This window comes from Pseudomonas sp. DW-iso3 (assembly GCF_058725305.1).
In genome coordinates, this window is the sequence record NZ_JBZXDZ010000006.1 from 437,166 (window position 1) to 458,892 (window position 21,727).

The following is a 21,727-nucleotide window of genomic DNA, read 5'->3' on the forward strand; positions in this document are numbered from 1 at the left end:
TGGTGGGGTTAGGTATGCGCTTTCGCGCGTTGGTTGCTGTCGTGGGGGTGTTGCTTGCGGCAATGACTGTCAATGCTCTGGCTGCTTCACAGGTAAAAAGTGTGCGCCTGTGGCGAGCGCCGGATAACACGCGACTGGTGTTCGACCTGTCTGGGCCGGTCCAGCACAGCGTCTTTACCCTGACGGCGCCCGATCGCCTGGTGATCGACATCAACGGCGCGACCCTGGCCGCGCCGTTGAAAGTGTCCACCGCCAATACCCCGATTACCGCCATGCGCTCGGCCCAACGGACACCGACCGACCTGCGCGTGGTGATCGACCTGAAAAAGGTCGTGACCCCGAAAAGCTTCTCCCTGGCGCCTAACGCCCAGTACGGCAACCGACTGGTGGTCGACCTGTTCGACAATGCCGCCGATGCCAACCCGCCACCTGCACCGCCCCCGAGTGTTGCGACTGTCCCGGCGGTTCCGGTCAATCCGTCGCAACCGCAGGTCAAGCTGCCTCCGCCACCACCGGCTCCGGCCGGCAAGCGCGACATTATCGTGGTGATCGATGCTGGTCACGGTGGTGAGGATCCGGGTGCCTCCGGTTCACGCGGTCAGCATGAAAAAGACGTGGTACTGGCGATTGCCCGTGAACTGCAGCGTCAGATCAATGCGATGAAAGGCTACCGCGCCGAGCTGACCCGTACCGGCGACTACTTCATTCCATTGCGCGGCCGTACCGAAATCGCCCGTAAGAAGGGCGCCGACCTGTTCGTGTCGATCCATGCCGACGCTGCGCCTTCGGCCGCAGCCTTTGGCGCCTCGGTGTTTGCCCTGTCGGATCGCGGCGCTACCTCCGAGACCGCGCGTTGGCTGGCCGACAGTGAAAACCGTTCCGACCTGATCGGCGGAGCCGGCAACGTATCACTCGATGACAAGGACAAAATGCTCGCCGGTGTGTTGCTCGACCTGTCGATGACCGCTTCGCTGACGTCCAGCCTGAACGTCGGCCAGAAGGTCCTGAGCAATATCGGCCGCGTTACGCCGCTGCACAAACAGCGCGTAGAGCAAGCGGGCTTCATGGTGCTGAAATCGCCGGACATCCCCTCGATCCTGGTGGAAACCGGCTTTATCTCCAATTCCAACGAAGCCTCGAAACTGGCGACCGGCAGCCACCAGCAGGCGCTGGCGCGTTCCATCAGCGCCGGTGTTCGCCAGTTCTTCCAGCAGAATCCGCCACCGGGCACCTATATCGCCTGGCTGCGTGACTCCGGGAAAATCGCTCAGGGCCCGCGTGACCATCGCGTGCAGCCCGGCGACACCCTGGCCATGCTGGCCGTGCGTTTCCAGGTGTCGGCCGCTACCTTGCGCAGCGCCAACAACCTGAAGACGGATGAATTGAAAGTCGGCCAGGTGTTGACCATCCCTGGCACTGAATTGGCGGCACAGTAATGAGCGAATCCATTCTGGACAACGGCTCACGCATCGAACTGCTCAGCCCACGTCTTGCCAACCAGATTGCGGCGGGCGAGGTTGTGGAGCGTCCGGCATCGGTGATCAAGGAGCTGCTGGAAAACAGCATCGACTCCGGCGCCAAGCGCATTGATGTCGACGTGGAGCAGGGCGGCGTCAAGCTGCTGCGGGTGCGTGATGATGGCAGCGGCATTTCTTCCGATGACTTGCCGCTGGCCTTGGCGCGTCACGCCACCAGCAAGATTCGCGACCTGGAAGACCTGGAACGGGTGATGAGCCTGGGCTTTCGCGGTGAGGCCCTGGCCTCTATCAGCTCTGTGGCGCGCCTGACCCTGACGTCTCGCACTCGCAGCGCCGAGCAGGCCTGGCAAGTGGAAACCGAAGGTCGCGACATGGCACCTCGGGTCCAGCCGGCAGCCCATCCCGTCGGTACTTCGGTGGAAGTGCGCGACCTGTTCTTCAACACCCCGGCGCGGCGTAAATTCCTCAAGGCCGAAAAAACCGAATTCGATCACCTGCAGGAAGTCATCAAGCGCCTGGCCTTGGCCCGCTTCGACGTGGCGTTTCACTTGCGTCATAACGGCAAGACCATCCTCAGTTTGCACGAAGCCCACGATGACGCCGCGCGCGCTCGCCGTGTGTCGGCGATCTGCGGGCCGGGGTTCCTGGAGCAGGCGCTGCCGATTGAAATCGAACGCAATGGCCTGCGCCTGTGGGGCTGGGTCGGCTTGCCGACCTTCTCCCGCAGCCAGGCGGACTTGCAGTATTTCTTTGTGAATGGCCGTGCGGTGCGCGACAAACTGGTGGCCCACGCGGTGCGCCAGGCCTATCGCGATGTGCTGTTCAACGGGCGGCACCCAACGTTTGTGCTGTTTTTTGAGGTCGACCCGTCGGTGGTGGACGTTAACGTGCACCCCACCAAGCACGAAGTGCGCTTCCGTGATGGACGCATGGTGCACGACTTCCTCTATGGCACCCTGCACCGCACCCTGGGTGATGTGCGTCCGGACGATCAATTGGCCGCGCCCATTGTGACGGCCGTGGTCCGCCCAAGTGGCCCGCAAGCCGGTGAGTTTGGCCCCCAGGGCGAAATGAGCCTGGCGGCCAACCTGTTGCAATCGCCGCAGTCGCAACCGTCCTATACCGCGCCGAATGCCGGCGCCGGCTCGGGTTATCAATACCAATACACTCCGCGTCCACAGTCGGCGGTGCCGGTGGCTGAGGCCCAGGCTGCTTACCGCGAGTTTTTCGCGCCGCTGCCGGGTGCTGAACCGGGCGCGCCGGTTGCCCTGCCGGAAGGCGGTGGAGATATCCCGCCGTTGGGCTACGCGTTGGCGCAGCTCAAGGGCATCTACATCCTGGCGGAAAACGCCCATGGCCTGGTGCTGGTGGACATGCACGCCGCCCACGAGCGGATCATGTACGAACGCCTCAAGATTGCCATGGCCAGCGAAGGCCTCAGCGGCCAGCCGCTGCTGGTGCCGGAGTCGCTGGCAGTCAGCCAGCGCGAGGCCGATTGTGCCGAAGAGCACCACAGCGTGTTCCAGAAGCTGGGCTTCGAACTGCAGCGCCTGGGCCCGGAAACCCTGGCCATCCGCCAGATTCCTGCGCTGCTCAAGCAGGCCGAGGCCAACCGGCTGGTGGCCGACGTACTGGCTGACCTGATGGAATACGGCACCAGTGACCGCATCCAGGCCCACATCAACGAACTGCTCGGCACCATGGCCTGCCACGGTGCCATTCGCGCCAATCGCCGCCTGGCCTTGCCGGAAATGAACGGCCTGCTGCGCGACATGGAAAACACCGAACGCAGCGGGCAATGCAACCATGGCCGACCGACCTGGACCCAGATGGGCCTGGACGATCTGGACAAACTCTTCCTGCGCGGCCGTTGATGAGTGCCTTGCCCCCCGCGATCTTCCTGATGGGCCCCACGGCCGCCGGCAAGACCGACCTGGCCATCGAGCTGACCAAGGTGCTGCCGTGCGAGCTGATCAGTGTCGACTCGGCCCTGGTTTACCGGGACATGGACATCGGCACCGCCAAGCCATCAAAAGCGCTGCTGGCCCAGTATCCGCATCAGTTGATCGACATCATCGACCCGTCAGAGAGCTATTCGGCCGCGGATTTTTGCACAGACGCCCTGGCTGCCATGGCTGACATCACCGCGCGAGGCAATATTCCGCTGCTGGTGGGCGGCACGATGCTCTATTACAAGGCTTTGCAGGAGGGCCTGGCGGACATGCCGCCGGCCGACGCCCAGGTGCGCGCCGAACTGGAAGAAGAGGCTGCACGCCTTGGCTGGCAAGCCTTGCACGACCAGTTGGCGTCGGTAGACCCAATATCTGCCGCGCGCATTCACCCCAATGACCCCCAGCGCCTCACTCGCGCCTTGGAGGTCTGGCGTGTCAGCGGGCAGACCATGACTGAACACCGGCTGAAACAAAGTGCGCAAAGTGCTGACGCAGGCGCATCTGGCGCATCACAATTGCCCTATACTGTGGCGAATCTGGCCATCGCTCCGGCAAATCGCCAGGTGCTGCATGAACGAATTGCACAAAGATTCACAATTATGTTGGAACAGGGGTTTGTGGACGAGGTCGTAGCTCTGCGTTCCAGAGGTGACCTGCACCCAGGGTTACCTTCGATACGTGCTGTAGGCTACCGTCAAGTCTGGGATCATCTGGATGGCAAGCTGACGTCAGCCGAAATGCAGGAACGCGGCATCATTGCCACGCGCCAATTGGCGAAACGCCAGTTCACCTGGTTGCGCAGCTGGAGCGATTTGCACTGGCTGGACAGTCTGGACAGCGACAATCTGTCACGCGCCTTGAAATACTTGGGAACGGTCTCCATATTGAGCTGAGTCCCTGCAATTGCCGTCTATCCTTGGGGGTGTGACGGCCATAAGCTATCTATTTTCCGATTTTTTTATTATTGATCCTTAAAGGAGTGCGGCACATGTCAAAAGGGCATTCGCTACAAGACCCTTACTTGAATACTTTACGTAAAGAGAAAGTGGGGGTTTCCATCTACCTGGTCAACGGTATCAAGCTGCAGGGCACGATCGAGTCGTTCGACCAGTTCGTGATCCTGCTGAAGAACACCGTCAGCCAGATGGTCTACAAGCACGCTATCTCGACAGTCGTTCCAGTTCGTCCAATCCGTCTGCCTAGCGCAGCAGGTGATGATGCAGCTGACGCTGAGCCAGGTAACGCCTGATAGGAGTCTCCTTTGTTCTTTGAGCGCCACGGTGGTGGTGAGCGAGTAATCCTCGTTCACTTGGATGGACAGGACCCTGAGGCGCGCGAAGATCCGCAGGAGTTTCAGGAGTTGGCAAATTCGGCCGGCGCCGAGACCGTTGCGTTTTTTAACGTACCGCGTCATCGGCCAACCGCCAAATTCCTGATTGGCAGCGGCAAGGTCGAGGAACTGCGCGACCTGGTGCACGCCGAAGAAGCCGATCTGGTGATCTTCAATCACGTCCTCACGCCCAGTCAGGAACGTAACCTCGAACGTGTCTTCGAGTGTCGCGTGATCGACCGTACCGGTCTGATTCTCGATATTTTCGCCCAGCGCGCCCGTACCCATGAAGGCAAGCTCCAGGTCGAACTGGCCCAGCTTGATCACATGAGCACCCGCCTGGTCCGCGGCTGGACTCACCTTGAGCGTCAAGGTGGCGGCATCGGCATGCGTGGTCCGGGTGAAACCCAGCTCGAAACCGACCGACGCCTGTTGCGGGTTCGCCTGCGCCAGATCAAGGGTCGCCTGGAGAAGGTACGCAGCCAGCGTGAGCAATCACGACGGGGTCGTTCCCGTGCGGATATCCCGACCGTGTCGCTGGTGGGCTATACCAACGCCGGCAAATCCACACTCTTCAATAACGTGACGAAATCGGACGTGTACGCGGCCGACCAACTGTTCGCCACCCTCGACCCGACCTTGCGTCGTCTGGATCTGGACGACCTGGGGCCGATTGTCCTGGCCGACACCGTAGGTTTCATTCGTCACTTGCCGCACAAGCTGGTCGAGGCATTTCGGTCTACGCTCGAAGAGTCGAGCAACTCCGACCTGCTGTTGCACGTGATCGATGCGGCCGAACCGGATCGCATGTTGCAGATTGAACAGGTGATGCTGGTACTGGGCGAGATCGGTGCCCAGGACTTGCCGATCCTCGAGGTCTATAACAAACTCGATTTGCTTGAAGGCGTTGAGCCACAAATCCAGCGCGATGAGAACGGCAAGCCCCAGCGGGTCTGGCTGTCGGCGCGTGATGGCAGTGGTCTTGAGTTGCTTGAACAAGCCATTGCCGAGTTGCTCGGCAGCGATTTGTTCGTCGGCACCTTGCGCTTGCCCCAGCGTTTTGCTCGACTGCGTGCACAGTTTTTCGAGCTGGGTGCGGTGCAGAAAGAAGAACACGACGAAGAAGGTGTCAGCTTGCTGGCCGTTCGATTGCCGCGCTCGGAGCTGAATCGGCTGGTCAGCCGTGAAGGCGTTGTACCGGCAGAGTTCATCGAACAACACACTTTGCAATAAAAGCCTCCTAAAGCGGTTGTGCCGCGGTGGCAGGCATTCTGTAGCATTGGTCGGCGCGCCGTGGGTGCGTCTTTGCTTTATCAGATGGAGAGCGCTATGGCTTGGAATGAGCCGGGTGGCAACTCGAATAATCAGGATCCTTGGGGTGGTAAACGCCGCAATAATGGCGACCGCAAGGGGCCACCAGATCTCGACGAGGCCTTCCGAAAGCTGCAGGAAAGCCTGAATGGGTTGTTCGGTGGTGGAAAAAAACGGGGTGGTGACGACGGTGGTCGCACAAGCAAGGGCGGCGGCTATGGCCTGCTGGGCCTGGGTCTTGTCGTGCTGGCGGCCGTATGGCTGTACAGCGCCGTCTACGTGGTGGACGAGCAGGAGCAAGCCGTGGTGCTGCGCTTCGGCAAATACTACGAGACTGTCGGCCCTGGCCTGAACATCTATTTCCCGCCGATCGACAAGAAGTACATGGAAAACGTCACGCGTGAGCGTGCCTACACCAAGCAGGGCCAGATGCTGACCGAAGACGAGAACATCGTCGAAGTGCCGCTGACCGTGCAGTACAAGATCAGCAACCTGCAGGACTTCGTGCTGAACGTTGATCAGCCGGAAATCAGCCTGCAACACGCTACCGAAAGTGCCCTGCGCCATGTCGTCGGTTCTACCGCGATGGACCAGGTGCTGACCGAAGGGCGTGAATTGATGGCCAGCGAGATCAAGGAGCGCCTGCAACGGTTCCTCGATACCTATCGCACCGGTATTACCGTCACCCAGGTGAACGTACAGAGCGCAGCCGCACCGCGCGAAGTACAGGAAGCCTTCGATGACGTGATCCGTGCCCGTGAAGACGAGCAGCGCTCGCGCAACCAGGCTGAAACCTACGCCAACGGCGTCGTGCCGGAAGCCCGTGGTCAGGCCCAGCGCATCCTCGAGGACGCCAACGGTTATCGCGACGAAGTGGTCTCTCGTGCCAAGGGTGAGGCGGATCGCTTTACCAAGTTGGTCGCCGAGTACCGCAAGGCGCCAGAAGTCACGCGTGAGCGTCTGTACCTGGACACCATGCAGGAAGTCTTCAGCAACACCAGCAAGGTTCTCGTGACCGGCAGCAAAGGTGGGCAGAACAACCTGCTGTACCTGCCGCTGGACAAGATGATCGAAGGTGGTCGTAGCAGCACCAGCGCACCGTCCACCGGTTCCACTGCCGCTGCCAACGAAGCGAGCGCCCGTGCGGCCGCTGACTTGCTGCAACAGCAAACACGTACCAGGGAGAGTCGTTGATGAGCAATAAATCGCTGACCGCCCTGATTGTGGGCGTCGTCGTGGTCATCGCTGCCTGGAACTGCTTCTACATCGTGGCTCAGACCGAGCGTGCGGTGCTGCTGCAATTCGGTCGCGTGGTCCAGGCGGATGTCCAGCCGGGCCTGCATGTGAAAGTCCCCTACGTCAACCAGGTGCGCAAGTTCGACGCCCGCCTGATGACCCTGGATGCACCGACACAGCGCTTCCTGACCCTGGAAAAGAAAGCCGTGATGGTTGACGCTTACGCCAAGTGGCGCGTCAAGGATGCCGAGCGCTTCTACACTGCGACCTCCGGCCTCAAGCAGATTGCCGACGAGCGTTTGTCGCGCCGTCTGGAGTCGGGCCTGCGTGACCAGTTTGGTAAGCGCACCCTGCATGAGGTGGTTTCCGGTGAGCGTGATGCGCTGATGGCTGACATCACCCGTTCGCTGAACACGATGGCGGAAAAAGAGCTGGGCATCGAAGTGGTTGATGTCCGGGTCAAGGCTATCGACCTGCCGAAGGAAGTGAACCGCAGCGTGTTCGAGCGGATGAGCACCGAGCGTGAGCGCGAAGCCCGTGAGCACCGCGCCAAGGGTAACGAGTTGGCAGAAGGCATCCGAGCGGATGCCGACCGTCAGCGCCGTGTCCTGCTGGCCGAAGCCTATCGCGAGTCTGAAGAGGCCCGTGGTGATGGCGATGCTCAAGCGGCGGCGATCTACGCCAAGGCCTACGGACAGGACCAGGAGTTCTACGCGTTCTACCGTAGCCTTCGCGCCTACCGTGAAAGCTTCGCGAACAAAACCGACGTCATGGTGCTGGACCCAAGCAGCGACTTCTTCCGCTACCTGGAAAAGTCCAAGTAACCAGCCTGTGATTCTGTAGGTGTCATCTCCGTCGGGCGGCTAAAACGCCTGGCGGGGTGATCCTTTCAGAAAACGGGTGTATGATGCGGCAGCCGGGAAATTCCCGGCTTTTTTGCGTCTGCATGTTTGATTCGGCAGGCGTGACAGGTTTTTCGAGGAAAGTGCCCGACGAGGCCGATTACAGGCCGTTCGTCACGTCGCTCTTGCGCGTGGTTTATGCAGGGGGCGGGTGTTTTCTGCTTCACTCAAGGCTCGGCCGAGGGCTGGCCGCCCGGATCAAAGGGGAATGGCGTAATGGCAACGGTAGACCGCTGGCTGCTGCCAGATGGCATCGAAGAAGTACTGCCACCAGAAGCTGCGCGCATTGAAGTAGCGCGTCGCCAGGTGTTGGATCTGTTCCAGAGCTGGGGTTACGAGTTTGTCGTGACCCCCCATATCGAGTACCTGGAATCCCTGCTGACCGGCGCGGGCCAGGACCTGGATCTGCGCACCTTCAAGGTCATCGACCCGCAGTCGGGCCGGCAAATGGGTTTCCGTGCCGACATCACGCCGCAAGTGGCGCGTATCGATGCGCATACCCTGCGCCGCGAAGGTCCGAGCCGTCTTTGCTATGCCGGCAGCGTGCTGCATGCACAGCCGCGTGCGTTGTCGTCGTCCCGGAGCCCGATCCAGCTGGGCGCCGAGTTGTACGGCGATGCCAGCCCGAGCAGCGATGTTGAAGTGATCAGCTTGATGCTGGCCATGCTGCAATTGGCCGATGTGCCGGATGTTCACATGGACCTGGGACACGTGGGTATCTACCGTGGCCTGGCCCGTGCGGCTGGTTTGTCCGGTGAAGTGGAACAGCAGCTCTTCGATGCCTTACAACGCAAGGCCATCGATGAAGTGATCGCCCTGACCGCCGGTGTGCCTGCCGATCTGGCTGACATGCTGCGTGCATTGGTCAACCTGTGCGGCGGCCGTGAAGTGCTGGTCGCCGCGCGTCAGCGCCTGGCCAACGCGCCGGCGCCGGTACTGGCTGCGCTGGACGACGTGCTGGCGATTGCCGAGCAGTTGTCGGCGCGCTTCCCGGAGCTGCCGCTGTACTTTGATCTGGGTGAGTTGCGCGGCTACCACTACCACACCGGTGTGGTGTTCGCGGTATTTGTACCGGGTGTTGGCCAGGCCATCGCCCAAGGTGGTCGTTATGACGATATCGGCGCCGACTTCGGTCGGGCGCGTCCGGCCACTGGTTTCTCCACCGATTTGAAAACCCTGGTGACCCTGGGGCGTGCTGAGGTCGAGCTACCGTCTGGTGGCATTTGGATGCCCGACAGTACGGACGCAGCACTCTGGCAGCAGGTTTGCCAGTTGCGCAGTGAGGGTCAGCGTGTCGTCCAGGCTTTGCCTGGGCAACCATTGGCCGCCGCCCGTGAAGCGGACTGCGACCGGCAATTGATTCTGCAGAACGGGCTTTGGCAAGTATCGCCACTGGCTTCTTGAGTTTTCCTGCCGGCCATCGCCGGCACCAAGTTTGCGCGAATGAGGACAAGTGTTATGGGTAAGAATGTCGTAGTCCTGGGCACCCAATGGGGTGATGAGGGCAAAGGCAAGATCGTTGATCTGCTGACCGAACATGCTGCCGCCGTAGTGCGCTACCAAGGTGGTCACAACGCTGGCCACACCCTGGTCATCGATGGCGAAAAAACCGTCTTGCACCTGATCCCGTCGGGTGTACTGCGCGAAGGCGTGCAGTGCCTGATCGGCAACGGCGTCGTGGTTGCACCTGACGCCCTGCTGCGTGAGATCACCAAGCTGGAAGAGAAAGGCGTACCGGTGCGTGAGCGCCTGCGTATCAGCCCGTCTTGCCCGCTGATCCTGTCCTTCCATGTTGCGCTGGACCAGGCCCGTGAAAAGGCCCGTGGCGAGCTGAAGATCGGTACGACCGGTCGCGGCATCGGCCCGGCCTACGAAGACAAGGTTGCACGTCGTGGCCTGCGTGTGGGCGACCTGCTCAACATGCCGCGCTTTGAAGACAAGCTGCGTGAACTGGTGGATTACCACAACTTCATGCTGGTGGGGTACTACAAAGAGCCAGCCATCGAGTTCGAAAAGACCCTGGCCGAGTGCAAGGAATACGCTGAGCTGCTCAAGCCGCTGATGCTGGACGTGACCGCCGAGCTGCACGACCTGCGTCGCGCTGGCAAAGACATCATGTTCGAAGGTGCCCAAGGTTCGCTGCTGGACATCGACCACGGTACCTACCCGTACGTGACCAGCTCCAACACCACTGCGGGTGGCGTTGCGACCGGTTCGGGTGTTGGCCCGATGTTCCTGGACTACATCCTGGGCATCACCAAGGCTTACACCACTCGCGTAGGTTCGGGCCCGTTCCCGACTGAGCTGTTCGACGAAGTCGGTGCGCACCTGGCCAAGCAAGGTCACGAATTCGGCGCGACCACCGGCCGTGCTCGTCGTTGCGGCTGGTTCGACGCGGTTATCCTGCGTCGCGCTATCGATGTGAACAGCATCTCGGGCATCTGCCTGACCAAGCTGGACGTGCTCGACGGTCTGGAAACCATCAACATCTGCATCGGCTACAAAGACGCAGAAGGTAAAGATGTGGCCCCGACTGACGCTGACAGCTACGTAGGCCTGCAGCCTGTGTACGAAGAAGTGCCGGGCTGGACCGAATCGACCGTGGGTGCCAAAACCCTGGAAGAACTGCCAGCGAACGCCCGTGCCTACATCAAGCGTGTTGAAGAGCTGATCGGCGCACCGATCGACATTATTTCGACAGGTCCGGACCGCAACGAAACCATCGTTCTGCGTCACCCGTTCGCTTAATAAGCTGTTGATGTAAAAAGCAAAGGGCTCCTCGGGGAGCCCTTTGTCGTTTCTGTCGTTCGGGCGGCACGACCTTTGCTTCGGTTCTCTCTTTCGCGGTGCTATCAAATTAATGGCACCCGTGGTCGAGGGATTCCCGATGTCTGCCGTTCTCTCATTGTTACAAAGCCGTCTGTTGCGGCCGGTGTTCGTTACCCTAGGTATCGCTCTTTTGGTGCAAGTGCTGGTAGCGGTTGCTCTCACACGCAGCACGGTCACGGCGCTGGAGGCTGATCTGGGCAATCGCCTGGGTATCGACAGCCAGAAACTGTCGGCTGAGCTGGCCCAGGCTGGTAAAGAAGTCACATCCAGCCTGGACAGCTTGTCGACCAGTACCCGTCAGCGTCTGACCGCGGGGCTTTCAACCCGCCTGCAGGAAGAGCAGAAGCAGCTGCGTGCGACCCTGGAAAAAGACCTGCAGGACTCCGCCAATGACATGGCGCAGCTGCTGGCCTCGGTGGCGCCGCGTGCCATGTGGGACAGCGACGTGCCGACGCTGTCGGAGTTCGCCCGGCGTGCCCAGCGCAATCCCAACGTGCTGTTCGTAGTGTATGACGACGCGGCGGGTGAGCATTTGACCCGCTACCTCAATCGTGAAAACCCTATCAACCAGGCGCTGTTGGAAAAGGGCAAGGGTGACCGCGCCTTGGATAAAGTGTTGAACGCGGCGAAAGACGACCCTTCTGTGTTTTATGTCGAAGCGTCCATCAGCCCCAATGGCGTGGAGATCGGCAAGGTGCGCATGGGGGTTTCCACTGCCGCGGTGGAGGCTGACTTGGTGGCGCTGGATAAGCGTTTCGCCGCACTGATCGCCAGTGGTGACCAGCTGGTGGGCGACAGTCTCAAGGGCGCGGCGGCTGATAGCGCTGCCGCCATGGGCGCCCGTCTGCAATCCGCACAGGCCACTGCAACCCAGATGACCGCCAATACCACCGGCGCCGTCCAGGACGCTGCTGGCACCTTGCGCTGGCGTATCGGCATGGGGCTCGCGCTGGTCGGTTTGGGCGTATTGCTGTTGATCGCCATCGTGCTGGGGCGCCGGGTAGTCAATCGCCTGAAGTTGCTGATCGCGGCCATGGATGATTTGGCTGCGGGCGAGGGCGACCTCACCAAGCGCGTGCAAATCAGCAGCAAGGACGAAATCGGCGACATGGCCTCGGCGGTCAATCGCTTTGTGGATAAGTTGCAGCCCATCGTGCGCGAAGCCGGGGATGTGGCCCAGCGTACGGGTGTGGAAATCGGTGCCATGACCTTGCGCAATGCCGGTGCTGATGCAGCGGCCGGCTTGCAGCGCGATGAAGTGGCTGAGAGCTTGCGCGCACTGTCGCAGATGGCCGACGAGGCACAGGCCGAAAGCCATGCGATGCAGGCGGCGTTGCAGCAGGTCGTGGATATTCGCCAGGCGACCGATGAGAACTCGCGCACTTCAGCCGAGGTCGGCAGCCTGATCGAAGCGTTGGCGGGCCAGGTACAGGCGGGGTCCCAGGTGATCGAGCGGCTGGCCCAGCAAAGCGAGCAGATCGAGGTGGTGTTGACCGTGATTCATGGTATCGCCGAGCAAACCAACCTGCTGGCGCTCAATGCGGCAATCGAAGCGGCGCGTGCCGGTGAAACCGGACGCGGCTTTGCCGTGGTGGCGGACGAAGTGCGGGCGTTGGCGAGCAAGACACAAAGCTCCACGGGCGATATCCAGGCGCATATTGTGGCGTTGCAGCAGGGCGCGCGGGAGGCGGTGGACACCATCGGCAAGGCTGGGCGCCAGGCCAGTGAAGGTTTGCTGGTACTGCGCGACAGCGTGCGCCTGCAGCAGACGGTGCAGGCTTCGGTGGAGCAGGTGCATGCCGCGATAGGCTTGGCGACGCGTGCGGCAGAGCACCAGGCCCAGGGTGCCCATGCGGTGCGTGGTCGGGTCGAGGTCATCCATGCCCAGGCCGAACGTGCCGCCCAGGCGGTGCAGGAGACCACCGCCAGTGGCAAGGTGCTGGATGGATTGGCAGCGCAGTTGAAGGCGAGCCTGGGGCAATTCCGGGCCTAGCGTCGCCTGTTACGGCGTCATCGCGGGCAAGTCCAGCTCCCACCTTGGAATGCATTCCAAAGGTGGGAGTCGGGCTTGCCCGCGATAGCGGTCTCAGCGGCTCAGGTATATCCGCGTCGTGAGCACATACACCGGCAACCCGGACACCAGGATCAACAGTGCTGCATAGGGCGCCGCCGCCGCGAATTCCACATTCGAGGTGTGCGCCCACACCGCCGTCGCCAGGGTATTGAGCCCGGTCGGACTGAGCAGCAGCGTCGCCGTCAGTTCTTTCATTGCATCCAGGAATACCAGTGCAAATGCTGCGCCGAGCGCCGGGAAGATAATCGGCAAGGTCACCCGGCAAAATGCACTGAACGACGAGGCGCCCAGCGTGCGCGCAGCGTCTTCAAGCTGCGGCGCAGCCTTGTTCAGCGCTGTGCGAATCGGCGCCTGGGCCAGCGGCAAGAACAGCAGCGCATAAGCAATCAGCAACAGCGCGGAGGTCTGGTACAGCGCCGGCACATAGTGCAGGGCGAAATACACCAGGGTCAGTGCAATCACCAGGCCTGGCAGGGCGTGCAGGAGGTACGGTAGGCGTTCGGCCCAGATCGCCAGCCGGCCCTTGTAGCGCACCACCAGCAACCCGACCGGTACGGCCAATACCAGGCACAGCGCGGCGCCTGCCAGGGACAGCGCCAATGAGGACAGCAACGCCTCGCCGATCTCCGCCACCGGGAATGCTGCGGAAGATCCTACTTCCAACCAGTAACCGAGCATCCCCAGCGGAATCCCGCTGCCGATGATCGCCAACGCCAGGCAATACACCTGGCCCAAGGGTGCCCACTGACCCAGTCGAACCTGCTCCGCATGCCGCGCCGCGCCCTGACCGATACGCACATGCCGGCCCTTGCCGCGGACCCGCAATTCCAGCCATAGCAGCGTCAGGCACATCACCAACAGCACCGCCGAGAGCATCGCGGCGTTGGCATTGCTGAATTCCAGTTCGAACTGCTGGTAGATCGCGGTGGTAAAAGTTTGCAAGCCGATGATCGACAGCGCGCCGAACTCCACCAGCATATGCAGTGCAATCAATAATGCCCCGGCCAGTAGCGACGGCCACAGCAGCGGCAATGTGATGCGAAAGAACACGCCCCAGCGATTCAGCCCCAGGGTGCGGGCCGACTCCTCCAGGGAGGGGTCAAGATTGCGCAGGGTCGCTGCCACCGGCAGAAAAACCAGCGGATATTTCGACAGGCTCATCACCAGGATGGCGCCGCCGAGCCCTTCGAAACTCGCGCTCAGCGACACCCAGGTGAAGCTGCTGACAAACGCCGGTACCGCGAATGGCAGGCACAGGATCACGCCCCAGATGCGTCGCCCTGGCAGGTTGCTACGCTCCAGCAGCCAGGCCAGGGACAGGCCGATTACGGCGCACGTGACCGTCACCCCGACCATCAACGCCAAGGTGTTGCGCAGCAACCCGAACACATACGGCCGCCATAGCAGGTGTACCGCTTCCGCCCAGCCGGCCTGCCAGGCTTTGAGCCCGACATAGGCCAGCGGCAGCAGGCTCAAGCCGACCAAAAACAGCACCGGCAACAACAGCCAGATCGACGGTCGCTTGGGCCTTGGGCTGAAACCCCCGCGCAGGGCGGGGGCGGGTAGCGATGGGTTCATCAGTTCAAGCCAACGTCACGTTCCAGGTCCAGGGCTTCTTCGGCGTTGCCCAGGTCGGCAGGGGTGACTTTCGGCGGTTGCAGCTCGCTGAAAGGCTTGAGGCCGCGGTTGGATTCCATGCCTTTGCGCAGAGGGTACTCGGCCGAGGTGTTGGTGATCACGCGCTGGCCTTCTTCGCTGGCCATGAATGCCAGCAGTTGCTGGGCTTCCTTGGGATGCTTGCTGGACTTCAGCGCCGCCGCCGAAGACACAGTGATCAAGCCACCAGCATCGCCATTGGTGAAGTAATGCAGTTGGGAATCCAGGTTGGTTTTTTCTTTTTTCAGGGCGAACCAGTAGTAGTTGTTCACCAGCACGGTAGTCACTTCGCCATTTTCAACAGCTTTGAGGGCGACCATGTTGTTGCTGTACACCTTGCCGAAGGCGCGCAGGCCGGTCAGCCATTCTTCGGCGGCTTCACGACCGTGCAGCTTGATAATCGCCACGGCCTGTTCCTGGAAAGCGCCGCTGGTGGGCACGAAGCCGACCTTGCCTTGCCATTCGGGGCCGGCGAAATCCAGGACCGATTTCGGCAGGTCTTTTTCAGCGATCAGTTTCGGGTTGAAGGCCACAACGCGAGTGCGCGCGGTCACGCCCATCCAGTCGCCATTGGCGCCGACATAGTCCTTGGGTAATACATCGAGGGTGCTGGCGTCGATTTTCGCCAGCAGGCCTTGCTCGCCGAGTTTGTTCAGCGGTGGCGATTCTTCGGTGTAGATCACGTCGGCAGGCGAGCGGTCGCCTTCTTCAACGACCTGGCTGGCGAGCTGATTACTGCTGCCCTTGCGTACGTTGACATGAATGCCGGTCTTGGCCTCGAAGGCTTTGGCGAGTTCATCGCCGACTTCTTTGTGCTGGCCGTTGTACAAGGTCAGGGAAACCTTGTCGGCGGAATAAGCGGTGGGCGAGAGCAGGGTCAGGCCGAGCAGAGTGAGGGTCAGGCCACGCAGAAGAGATGTCTTGAGACGGGTATCGCGGATGGTCATCCGAAGTTTTCCTCGCTTATGTGCAACAAATCATTGCAAGGATAAACGATAAAGCTTCTCAGGTGCGGGCGAGGGGCAAATCGCTGGGGAAGTTTTTCAGGCCCGGAAACGAAAAAACCCGCTTTCGCGGGTTTGATCTGAATTTGGTGCCCAGGAGAAGACTCGAACTTCCACGACCTTGCGATCACCAGCACCTGAAGCTGGCGTGTCTACCAATTTCACCACCTGGGCATTATCAGCAACGCTTGCGCTGTTGATGGAACGAACTATACGGAGGCCTTTTTGATCTGTAAACCCCTGATTCGAAAAAATAAATCAAGTTTTCCGTTAAAAATCAAAGGGCTGAAACGAAAAAACCCGCTTTCGCGGGTTTAATCTGAATTTGGTGCCCAGGAGAAGACTCGAACTTCCACGACCTTGCGATCACCAGCACCTGAAGCTGGCGTGTCTACCAATTTCACCACCTGGGCATTATCCAACAACGTTGCCGTCGTCGATGGCGCGCACTATACGGAGGGGTCATTAAGCTGTAAACCCCCGCCACGAAAAAATCCTGGAAAATTTCGCCAATGGTCGTGCAAGCTGCTCGTCGGGGGCTGCAAAGGGCTTTTAAAGGCTTGTTGGCGTCTGAAATTTCCCGTTTCAATACGCGTATGCCAAACTAACCCGCATATAGACAAGGTGAAAACTCTCTAATGGCCGATTGGCAGTCCCTCGATCCCGAGGCCGCTCGTGAAGCGGAAAAATATGAAAACCCTATTCCTAGCCGCGAACTGATCCTGGCGCATCTCGCCGATCGGGGTTCGCCTGCTAGCCGCGAGCAGTTGGTTGAAGAATTCGGTCTGACCACCGAAGACCAGCTCGAAGCCCTGCGCCGCCGTTTGCGTGCCATGGAGCGCGATGCTCAACTGATCTATACCCGCCGTGGCACTTACGCGCCTGTGGATAAGCTCGACCTGATCCTGGGGCGCATTGCCGGCCATCGTGACGGCTTCGGTTTCCTGATTCCGGATGACGGCAGCGACGACCTGTTCATGAGCCCGGCGCAAATGCGCCTGGTGTTCGATGGTGACCGTGCCCTGGCGCGGGTTTCCGGCCTGGACCGTCGCGGTCGCCGTGAAGGCGTCATTGTCGAAGTGGTATCCCGCGCCCACGAGTCCATCGTTGGCCGTTACTTCGAGGAAGGCGGCATCGGCTTTGTGGTGCCGGATAACCCGAAGGTCCAGCAGGAAGTGCTGATCACGCCGGGCCGTAATGGCGCCGCCAAGGTCGGCCAGTTCGTTGAGGTGAAGATCACCCACTGGCCAACGGCGCGCTTCCAGCCACAGGGCGACATCGTTGAAGTGGTCGGCAACTACATGGCGCCGGGCATGGAAATCGACGTTGCGCTGCGCACCTACGATATTCCTCACGTCTGGCCCGAGGCTGTGCTGAAAGAAGCCGGCAAGCTCAAGCCAGAAGTGGAAGAGAAAGACAAAGAAAAACGCATCGACCTGCGCCATCTGCCGTTTGTCACCATCGACGGCGAAGACGCCCGCGACTTCGACGATGCGGTCTACTGCGAGGCCAAGCCCGGCAAGCTGCGCCTGTTCTCCGGGGGCTGGAAGTTGTTCGTCGCGATTGCCGACGTGTCCAGCTACGTGAAGATCGGTTCGGCCCTGGATAACGAAGCCCAGGTACGCGGCAACTCCGTGTACTTCCCTGAGCGCGTGATCCCGATGCTGCCTGAGCAGCTGTCCAACGGCCTGTGCTCCCTGAACCCGAAAGTCGACCGTTTGGCCATGGTGTGCGAGATGACCATCTCGAAAACCGGCGAAATGACCGACTACCAGTTCTACGAAGCGGTGATCCACTCCCAGGCGCGTCTGACCTACAACAAAGTCAGCACCATCCTGGAAACGCCGAAGACCAGCGAAGCCAAGGCTCTGCGCAGCGAGTACGCTGGTGTGGTGCCGCACCTAAAACAGCTTTACTCGCTGTACAAGGTGTTGCTGGGCGCACGTCATACCCGTGGCGCGATCGATTTTGAAACCCAGGAAACCCGGATTGTCTTCGGTTCCGAGCGCAAGATTGCCGCGATCACCCCGACCACGCGTAACGATGCGCACAAGCTGATCGAGGAGTGCATGCTGGCGGCCAACGTAGCCACGGCTGAATTCCTGAAGAAGCATGAGATTCCTGCGTTGTACCGTGTGCACGACGGTCCGCCGCCTGAGCGTCTGGAAAAACTGCGCGCCTTCCTCGGCGAGCTCGGCCTGTCCCTGCACAAAGGCAAGGACGGCCCGACGCCGAAGGACTACCAGGCTCTGCTCGCCAGCATCAAGGACCGTCCGGATTACCACGTGATCCAGACCGTCATGCTGCGCTCCCTGAGCCAGGCGGTGTACAGCGCCGACAATCAGGGCCACTTCGGCCTGAATTACGAGGCGTACACCCACTTTACCTCGCCGATTCGTCGTTACCCGGACCTGCTCACGCACCGCGCGATCCGCAGCGTGATCCACTCCAAGCAGAACACGCCGCACGTCAAGCGCGCCGGTGCGATGACCATTCCGAAGGCACGGATCTATCCGTACGACGAAGCGGCCCTGGAACAGTTGGGCGAGCAGTGCTCCATGAGCGAGCGCCGTGCCGACGAGGCCACCCGCGACGTGGTGAACTGGCTCAAGTGCGAGTTCATGAAAGATCGTGTGGGCGAGACCTTCCCTGGCGTGATCACGGCCGTGACCGGCTTTGGCTTGTTTGTCGAGCTGACCGACATCTACGTCGAAGGCCTGGTGCATGTCACCGCCTTGCCGGGTGACTACTACCACTTTGACCCTGTGCATCACCGCCTGGCGGGCGAGCGCACCGGCCGTAGCTTCCGCCTTGGCGATACCGTGGAAGTGCAGGTCATGCGTGTCGACCTCGACGAACGCAAGATCGACTTCGGCATGTCTGACAAGCCAGCCGAATCGCCTGGCAGCCGTAAAAAGCGTGGCAGCGAACCGGCCAGTAAAGGCAAGGCTGCGCCCGCTAAGGCAACGGCCGCCGAGCCTGCGCCAGCCAAGGCCGGTCGTCGCTCGTCGACCAAGGAAAAGGCCCCCGAAGCCTACCGCCCAAGCGACGCTGCGGCGAAAAACGCCGAGCTGCGCAAGAGCCGCGAGTTGAAGCAGCAGTTGCTCAACGAAGCCAAAAGCGGTGGTAAAGCGGCGTCTGGGGGAAAGTCCCGCGGGGCGGAAAATCCGTCGAGCAAGCCTAGTAAACACCGTAAAGGCCCGCCCAAAGCGGGTTCGGCTCCCGCGAAAAGCGGCGGGTCGCGCAAACCTAAGGCCAAGTCATGAGTCTGGAAAAAATCTACGGCGTCCACGCCGTAGAAGCACTGCTGCGTCACCACCCTAAACGCGTCAAGCAAGTGTGGTTGGCAGAAGGCCGCAGCGAGCCGCGCGTGCAAGCGTTGGTCGAGCTGGCGACCCAAAACAAGGTTGCCATCGGCCAGGCCGAGCGTCGCGAAATGGACGTATGGGTCGAGGGCGTCCACCAGGGCGTGGTGGCGGATGTCAGTCCGAGCCAGGTCTGGGGCGAGGCGATGCTCGACGAGCTGCTCGACCGTACCGAAGGTGCGCCATTGCTGCTGGTGCTGGACGGCGTGACCGATCCGCACAATCTCGGCGCCTGCCTGCGTTCGGCGGACGCTGCCGGTGCGCTGGCGGTGATCGTGCCTAAAGACAAGTCGGCGACCCTGACACCCGTCGTGCGTAAGGTCGCATGCGGCGCGGCGGAAGTGATTCCGTTGGTGGCTGTGACCAACCTGGCGCGCACGCTGGAGAAGCTCCAGCAGCGCGGCCTGTGGGTCGTGGGCACGGCCGGAGAGGCCGAGGTCAGTATTTATGACCAGGACCTCACCGGCCCGACCATCCTGATCATGGGGGCTGAAGGCAAGGGCATGCGCCGCCTCACTCGCGAGCATTGCGATTACCTGGTGCATCTGCCGATGGCCGGTAGCGTCAGCAGCCTCAACGTGTCGGTCGCCACCGGCGTGTGCCTGTTCGAAGCCCAGCGCCAGCGTGGCGCCAAGGCCAAGGCCAAGAAGTAATCCCGAGCCTGGCACAGAACCAAAATGTGGGAGGGAGCTTGCTCCCGATTGCGGTGTATCAGTCAGCTGATGTTTGGCTGACACACTGCTATCGGGAGCAAGCTCCCTCCCACATTGGTTTCCGGTGTCAGTAACCATTGTTCAAATAATCACCAATCACCTTGCGCCGCTTCTCCCCCTTCTCTACAATTGCGCCCCTTGCCTTCCAGGCGGGCACCGATGTGCCTCCCCGTGGCAAGATCCATAAGTGTCATTCACTCCTTGTCTGACCGTTTTTGAGCGGCAGGCTACAACCCGTAAGGAGCATTCATGCGTCATTACGAAATCATCTTTTTGGTCCACCCGGATCAAAGCGAGCAAGTCGGCGGCATGGTTGAGCGTTACACCAAGCTGATCGAAGAAGACGGCGGCAAAATCCACCGTCTGGAAGATTGGGGCCGTCGTCAACTGGCCTACGCAATCAACAATGTTCACAAGGCTCACTACGTGATGCTGAACGTTGAGTGCACTGGCAAGGCCCTGGCCGAGCTGGAAGACAACTTCCGCTACAACGATGCTGTGATCCGTAACCTGGTCATCCGTCGCGAAGAAGCCGTTACCGGCCAATCCGAGATGCTCAAGGCTGAAGAAAACCGCAGTGAGCGCCGTGAGCGTCGCGACCGTCCTGAGCACGAAGGCGCTGATAGCGCTGATAGTGATGACAGCGACAACAGCGATAACGCTGACGAGTAATCCACGGACCTTTTAAGGAGCCTATCAAATGGCACGTTTCTTCCGTCGTCGTAAATTCTGCCGCTTCACCGCTGAAGACGTGAAAGAGATCGATTACAAAGATCTCAACACTCTGAAAGCCTACGTATCCGAGACCGGCAAAATCGTTCCAAGCCGTATCACCGGTACCAAAGCACGTTATCAGCGTCAGCTGGCCACCGCTATCAAGCGCGCCCGCTTCCTGGCCCTGCTGGCCTACACCGACAGCCACGGCCGCTGAGACCGGGCAGTCGACAAGTAGTAAGGGATTGAATGCATGCGCGCCTTAGCTGAGTTCATCATGCGCGGTCGTGTGCAGGCCACTCTGGTAGTGGCTGGATGTGCAGCATTGCCGTTGTTGTATTGGTTGGGTGCTGCCGCTGGATGCCTTGTGCTCCTGCGGCGCGGTTTGCAGGATGCCATTGGCGTCCTGGCCCTGGGAGTCGTGGCTGCCTTGATCTGGTGGCTGCAACTGGGCGAACCCAAAGTGCTTCTGGTGCTGCTGGGGTCGTCGAGCCTTGCGTTGGTTTTGCGCGCAAGTGAGTCCTGGGTCCGCACGCTGCTGGTCAGCGTGGCACTGGGGTTGGTGTTTTCGGTGTTGATTGACGCGGCTTTCCGCCCGCAGATCGAGGCGCTGTCGCAAGAGATCGTCAAGATCCTGCCGATGGCCCTCGGGGAACTCTACCAGCAGCTGTCGGTAGAAGAGCGAGCGCGACTGGCAACGCTGATTGCACCGGCCCTGATCGGCCTGATGGCGGTAATGATGCAGATCGTCAGTTTGCTGAGCCTGATGCTTGGGCGTTATTGGCAGGCGTTGTTGTACAACCCGGGTGGTTTTGGTCGCGAGTTTCGCAGTATCAGAATCCCCGTGGGCCCGGCGATGTTGCTGCTGGCACTGATGGTGGTCGGACCGTACTTCGGTTCACACGCCGCCTTGCTGGTGCTGTTTTGCAGCGTACCGCTGGTGTTTTCCGGACTGGCCCTGATGCATGGGCTGGTCGCGCAGAAGCGCCTGGCCAAGTTCTGGCTGGTGGGGATGTACGTAACGATGCTGGTGTTCATGCAACTGATCTATCCGTTACTCGTGGTTTTGGCCATTGTCGACGGCCTGATTGATTTTCGCGGTCGTCTGGCGCCGAAAGACGCCGATAACGCGAACGGTGAAGGTTAAAAGTTAGAGGATTTTC

The 21,727-nt window shown here is 60.7% G+C and carries 17 protein-coding genes and 2 tRNA genes; 15 read left to right on the forward strand and 4 right to left on the reverse strand.

Going from position 1 to position 21,727, the window contains the following annotated elements; genetic code table 11:
• Nucleotides 1–14: 14 nt before the first annotated feature.
• The 10 genes from AC4PS7_RS19865 to AC4PS7_RS19910 all read left to right on the forward strand — a co-directional run bounded on the left by AC4PS7_RS19865 (nucleotide 15) and on the right by AC4PS7_RS19910 (nucleotide 13,031).
• Complete coding sequence (locus AC4PS7_RS19865; protein ID WP_010213615.1) at nucleotides 15–1,436, forward strand: N-acetylmuramoyl-L-alanine amidase; 1,422 nt, start codon at nucleotides 15–17, stop codon at nucleotides 1,434–1,436.
• Nucleotides 1,436–3,352, forward strand: coding sequence for a DNA mismatch repair endonuclease MutL (gene mutL, locus AC4PS7_RS19870; protein WP_010213614.1), 1,917 nt, complete (start codon nucleotides 1,436–1,438; stop codon nucleotides 3,350–3,352). The genes AC4PS7_RS19865 and mutL overlap by 1 nt, the downstream gene beginning before the upstream one ends.
• Nucleotides 3,352–4,323, forward strand: a complete 972-nt coding sequence (miaA, locus tag AC4PS7_RS19875; protein WP_492179706.1) for a tRNA (adenosine(37)-N6)-dimethylallyltransferase MiaA — start codon at nucleotides 3,352–3,354, stop codon at nucleotides 4,321–4,323. Before mutL ends, miaA begins: the two co-directional genes overlap by 1 nt.
• Before the next feature lie 95 nt (nucleotides 4,324–4,418).
• Nucleotides 4,419–4,679 (forward strand): RNA chaperone Hfq, encoded by a 261-nt coding sequence (gene hfq / locus AC4PS7_RS19880; protein WP_003171355.1) that lies wholly within the window; start codon nucleotides 4,419–4,421, stop codon nucleotides 4,677–4,679.
• Nucleotides 4,680–4,691: 12 nt separating this feature from the next.
• Nucleotides 4,692–5,993: a ribosome rescue GTPase HflX gene (hflX, locus tag AC4PS7_RS19885; protein WP_010213610.1), complete on the forward strand. Its 1,302-nt coding sequence runs from the start codon at nucleotides 4,692–4,694 to the stop codon at nucleotides 5,991–5,993.
• 96 nt (nucleotides 5,994–6,089) lie between these two features.
• On the forward strand, nucleotides 6,090–7,265 hold the full coding sequence (hflK, locus tag AC4PS7_RS19890) for an FtsH protease activity modulator HflK (RefSeq protein ID WP_010213608.1): 1,176 nt from the start codon (nucleotides 6,090–6,092) through the stop codon (nucleotides 7,263–7,265).
• Nucleotides 7,265–8,131 carry a protease modulator HflC gene (gene hflC / locus AC4PS7_RS19895; protein ID WP_010213607.1) on the forward strand — a complete coding sequence of 289 codons (867 nt, stop codon included), beginning with the start codon at nucleotides 7,265–7,267 and terminating at the stop codon, nucleotides 8,129–8,131. Before hflK ends, hflC begins: the two co-directional genes overlap by 1 nt.
• A gap of 294 nt (nucleotides 8,132–8,425) precedes the next feature.
• Nucleotides 8,426–9,613 (forward strand): ATP phosphoribosyltransferase regulatory subunit, encoded by a 1,188-nt coding sequence (locus AC4PS7_RS19900; RefSeq protein ID WP_010213606.1) that lies wholly within the window; start codon nucleotides 8,426–8,428, stop codon nucleotides 9,611–9,613.
• A 54-nt stretch (nucleotides 9,614–9,667) separates the two neighbouring features.
• Nucleotides 9,668–10,957, forward strand: coding sequence for an adenylosuccinate synthase (locus AC4PS7_RS19905; protein ID WP_010213605.1), 1,290 nt, complete (start codon nucleotides 9,668–9,670; stop codon nucleotides 10,955–10,957).
• Nucleotides 10,958–11,096: 139 nt separating this feature from the next.
• On the forward strand, nucleotides 11,097–13,031 hold the full coding sequence (locus tag AC4PS7_RS19910; protein ID WP_010213604.1) for a methyl-accepting chemotaxis protein: 1,935 nt from the start codon (nucleotides 11,097–11,099) through the stop codon (nucleotides 13,029–13,031).
• 93 nt (nucleotides 13,032–13,124) lie between these two features.
• On the opposite strand, the gene AC4PS7_RS19915 is transcribed toward AC4PS7_RS19910, so the two are convergent.
• The 4 genes from AC4PS7_RS19915 to AC4PS7_RS19930 form a co-directional block, all read right to left on the reverse strand.
• Nucleotides 13,125–14,690, reverse strand: a complete 1,566-nt coding sequence (locus AC4PS7_RS19915; RefSeq protein WP_492179707.1) for an ABC transporter permease — start codon at nucleotides 14,688–14,690, stop codon at nucleotides 13,125–13,127.
• On the reverse strand, nucleotides 14,690–15,715 hold the full coding sequence (locus AC4PS7_RS19920) for an iron ABC transporter substrate-binding protein (protein WP_492179708.1): 1,026 nt from the start codon (nucleotides 15,713–15,715) through the stop codon (nucleotides 14,690–14,692). The genes AC4PS7_RS19915 and AC4PS7_RS19920 overlap by 1 nt, the downstream gene beginning before the upstream one ends.
• Before the next feature lie 144 nt (nucleotides 15,716–15,859).
• Nucleotides 15,860–15,946: transfer RNA gene (locus tag AC4PS7_RS19925), tRNA-Leu, on the reverse strand.
• Nucleotides 15,947–16,098: 152 nt separating this feature from the next.
• Nucleotides 16,099–16,185, reverse strand: a tRNA-Leu gene (locus AC4PS7_RS19930).
• A gap of 225 nt (nucleotides 16,186–16,410) precedes the next feature.
• Between AC4PS7_RS19930 and rnr the strand changes: the two genes are divergently transcribed.
• The 5 genes from rnr to AC4PS7_RS19955 all read left to right on the forward strand — a co-directional run bounded on the left by rnr (nucleotide 16,411) and on the right by AC4PS7_RS19955 (nucleotide 21,711).
• Nucleotides 16,411–19,038, forward strand: a complete 2,628-nt coding sequence (rnr, locus tag AC4PS7_RS19935; RefSeq protein ID WP_010213601.1) for a ribonuclease R — start codon at nucleotides 16,411–16,413, stop codon at nucleotides 19,036–19,038.
• Nucleotides 19,035–19,790: a 23S rRNA (guanosine(2251)-2'-O)-methyltransferase RlmB gene (gene rlmB, locus AC4PS7_RS19940; RefSeq protein ID WP_010213600.1), complete on the forward strand. Its 756-nt coding sequence runs from the start codon at nucleotides 19,035–19,037 to the stop codon at nucleotides 19,788–19,790. Before rnr ends, rlmB begins: the two co-directional genes overlap by 4 nt.
• Nucleotides 19,791–20,099: 309 nt before the next feature.
• Nucleotides 20,100–20,522: a 30S ribosomal protein S6 gene (gene rpsF / locus AC4PS7_RS19945; protein WP_003236224.1), complete on the forward strand. Its 423-nt coding sequence runs from the start codon at nucleotides 20,100–20,102 to the stop codon at nucleotides 20,520–20,522.
• Nucleotides 20,523–20,550: 28 nt separating this feature from the next.
• Nucleotides 20,551–20,781, forward strand: a complete 231-nt coding sequence (rpsR, locus tag AC4PS7_RS19950) for a 30S ribosomal protein S18 (protein WP_002551829.1) — start codon at nucleotides 20,551–20,553, stop codon at nucleotides 20,779–20,781.
• Nucleotides 20,782–20,817: 36 nt separating this feature from the next.
• Nucleotides 20,818–21,711 (forward strand): YybS family protein, encoded by an 894-nt coding sequence (locus AC4PS7_RS19955; RefSeq protein WP_010213598.1) that lies wholly within the window; start codon nucleotides 20,818–20,820, stop codon nucleotides 21,709–21,711.
• The last annotated feature ends 16 nt before the right edge of the window (nucleotides 21,712–21,727 follow it).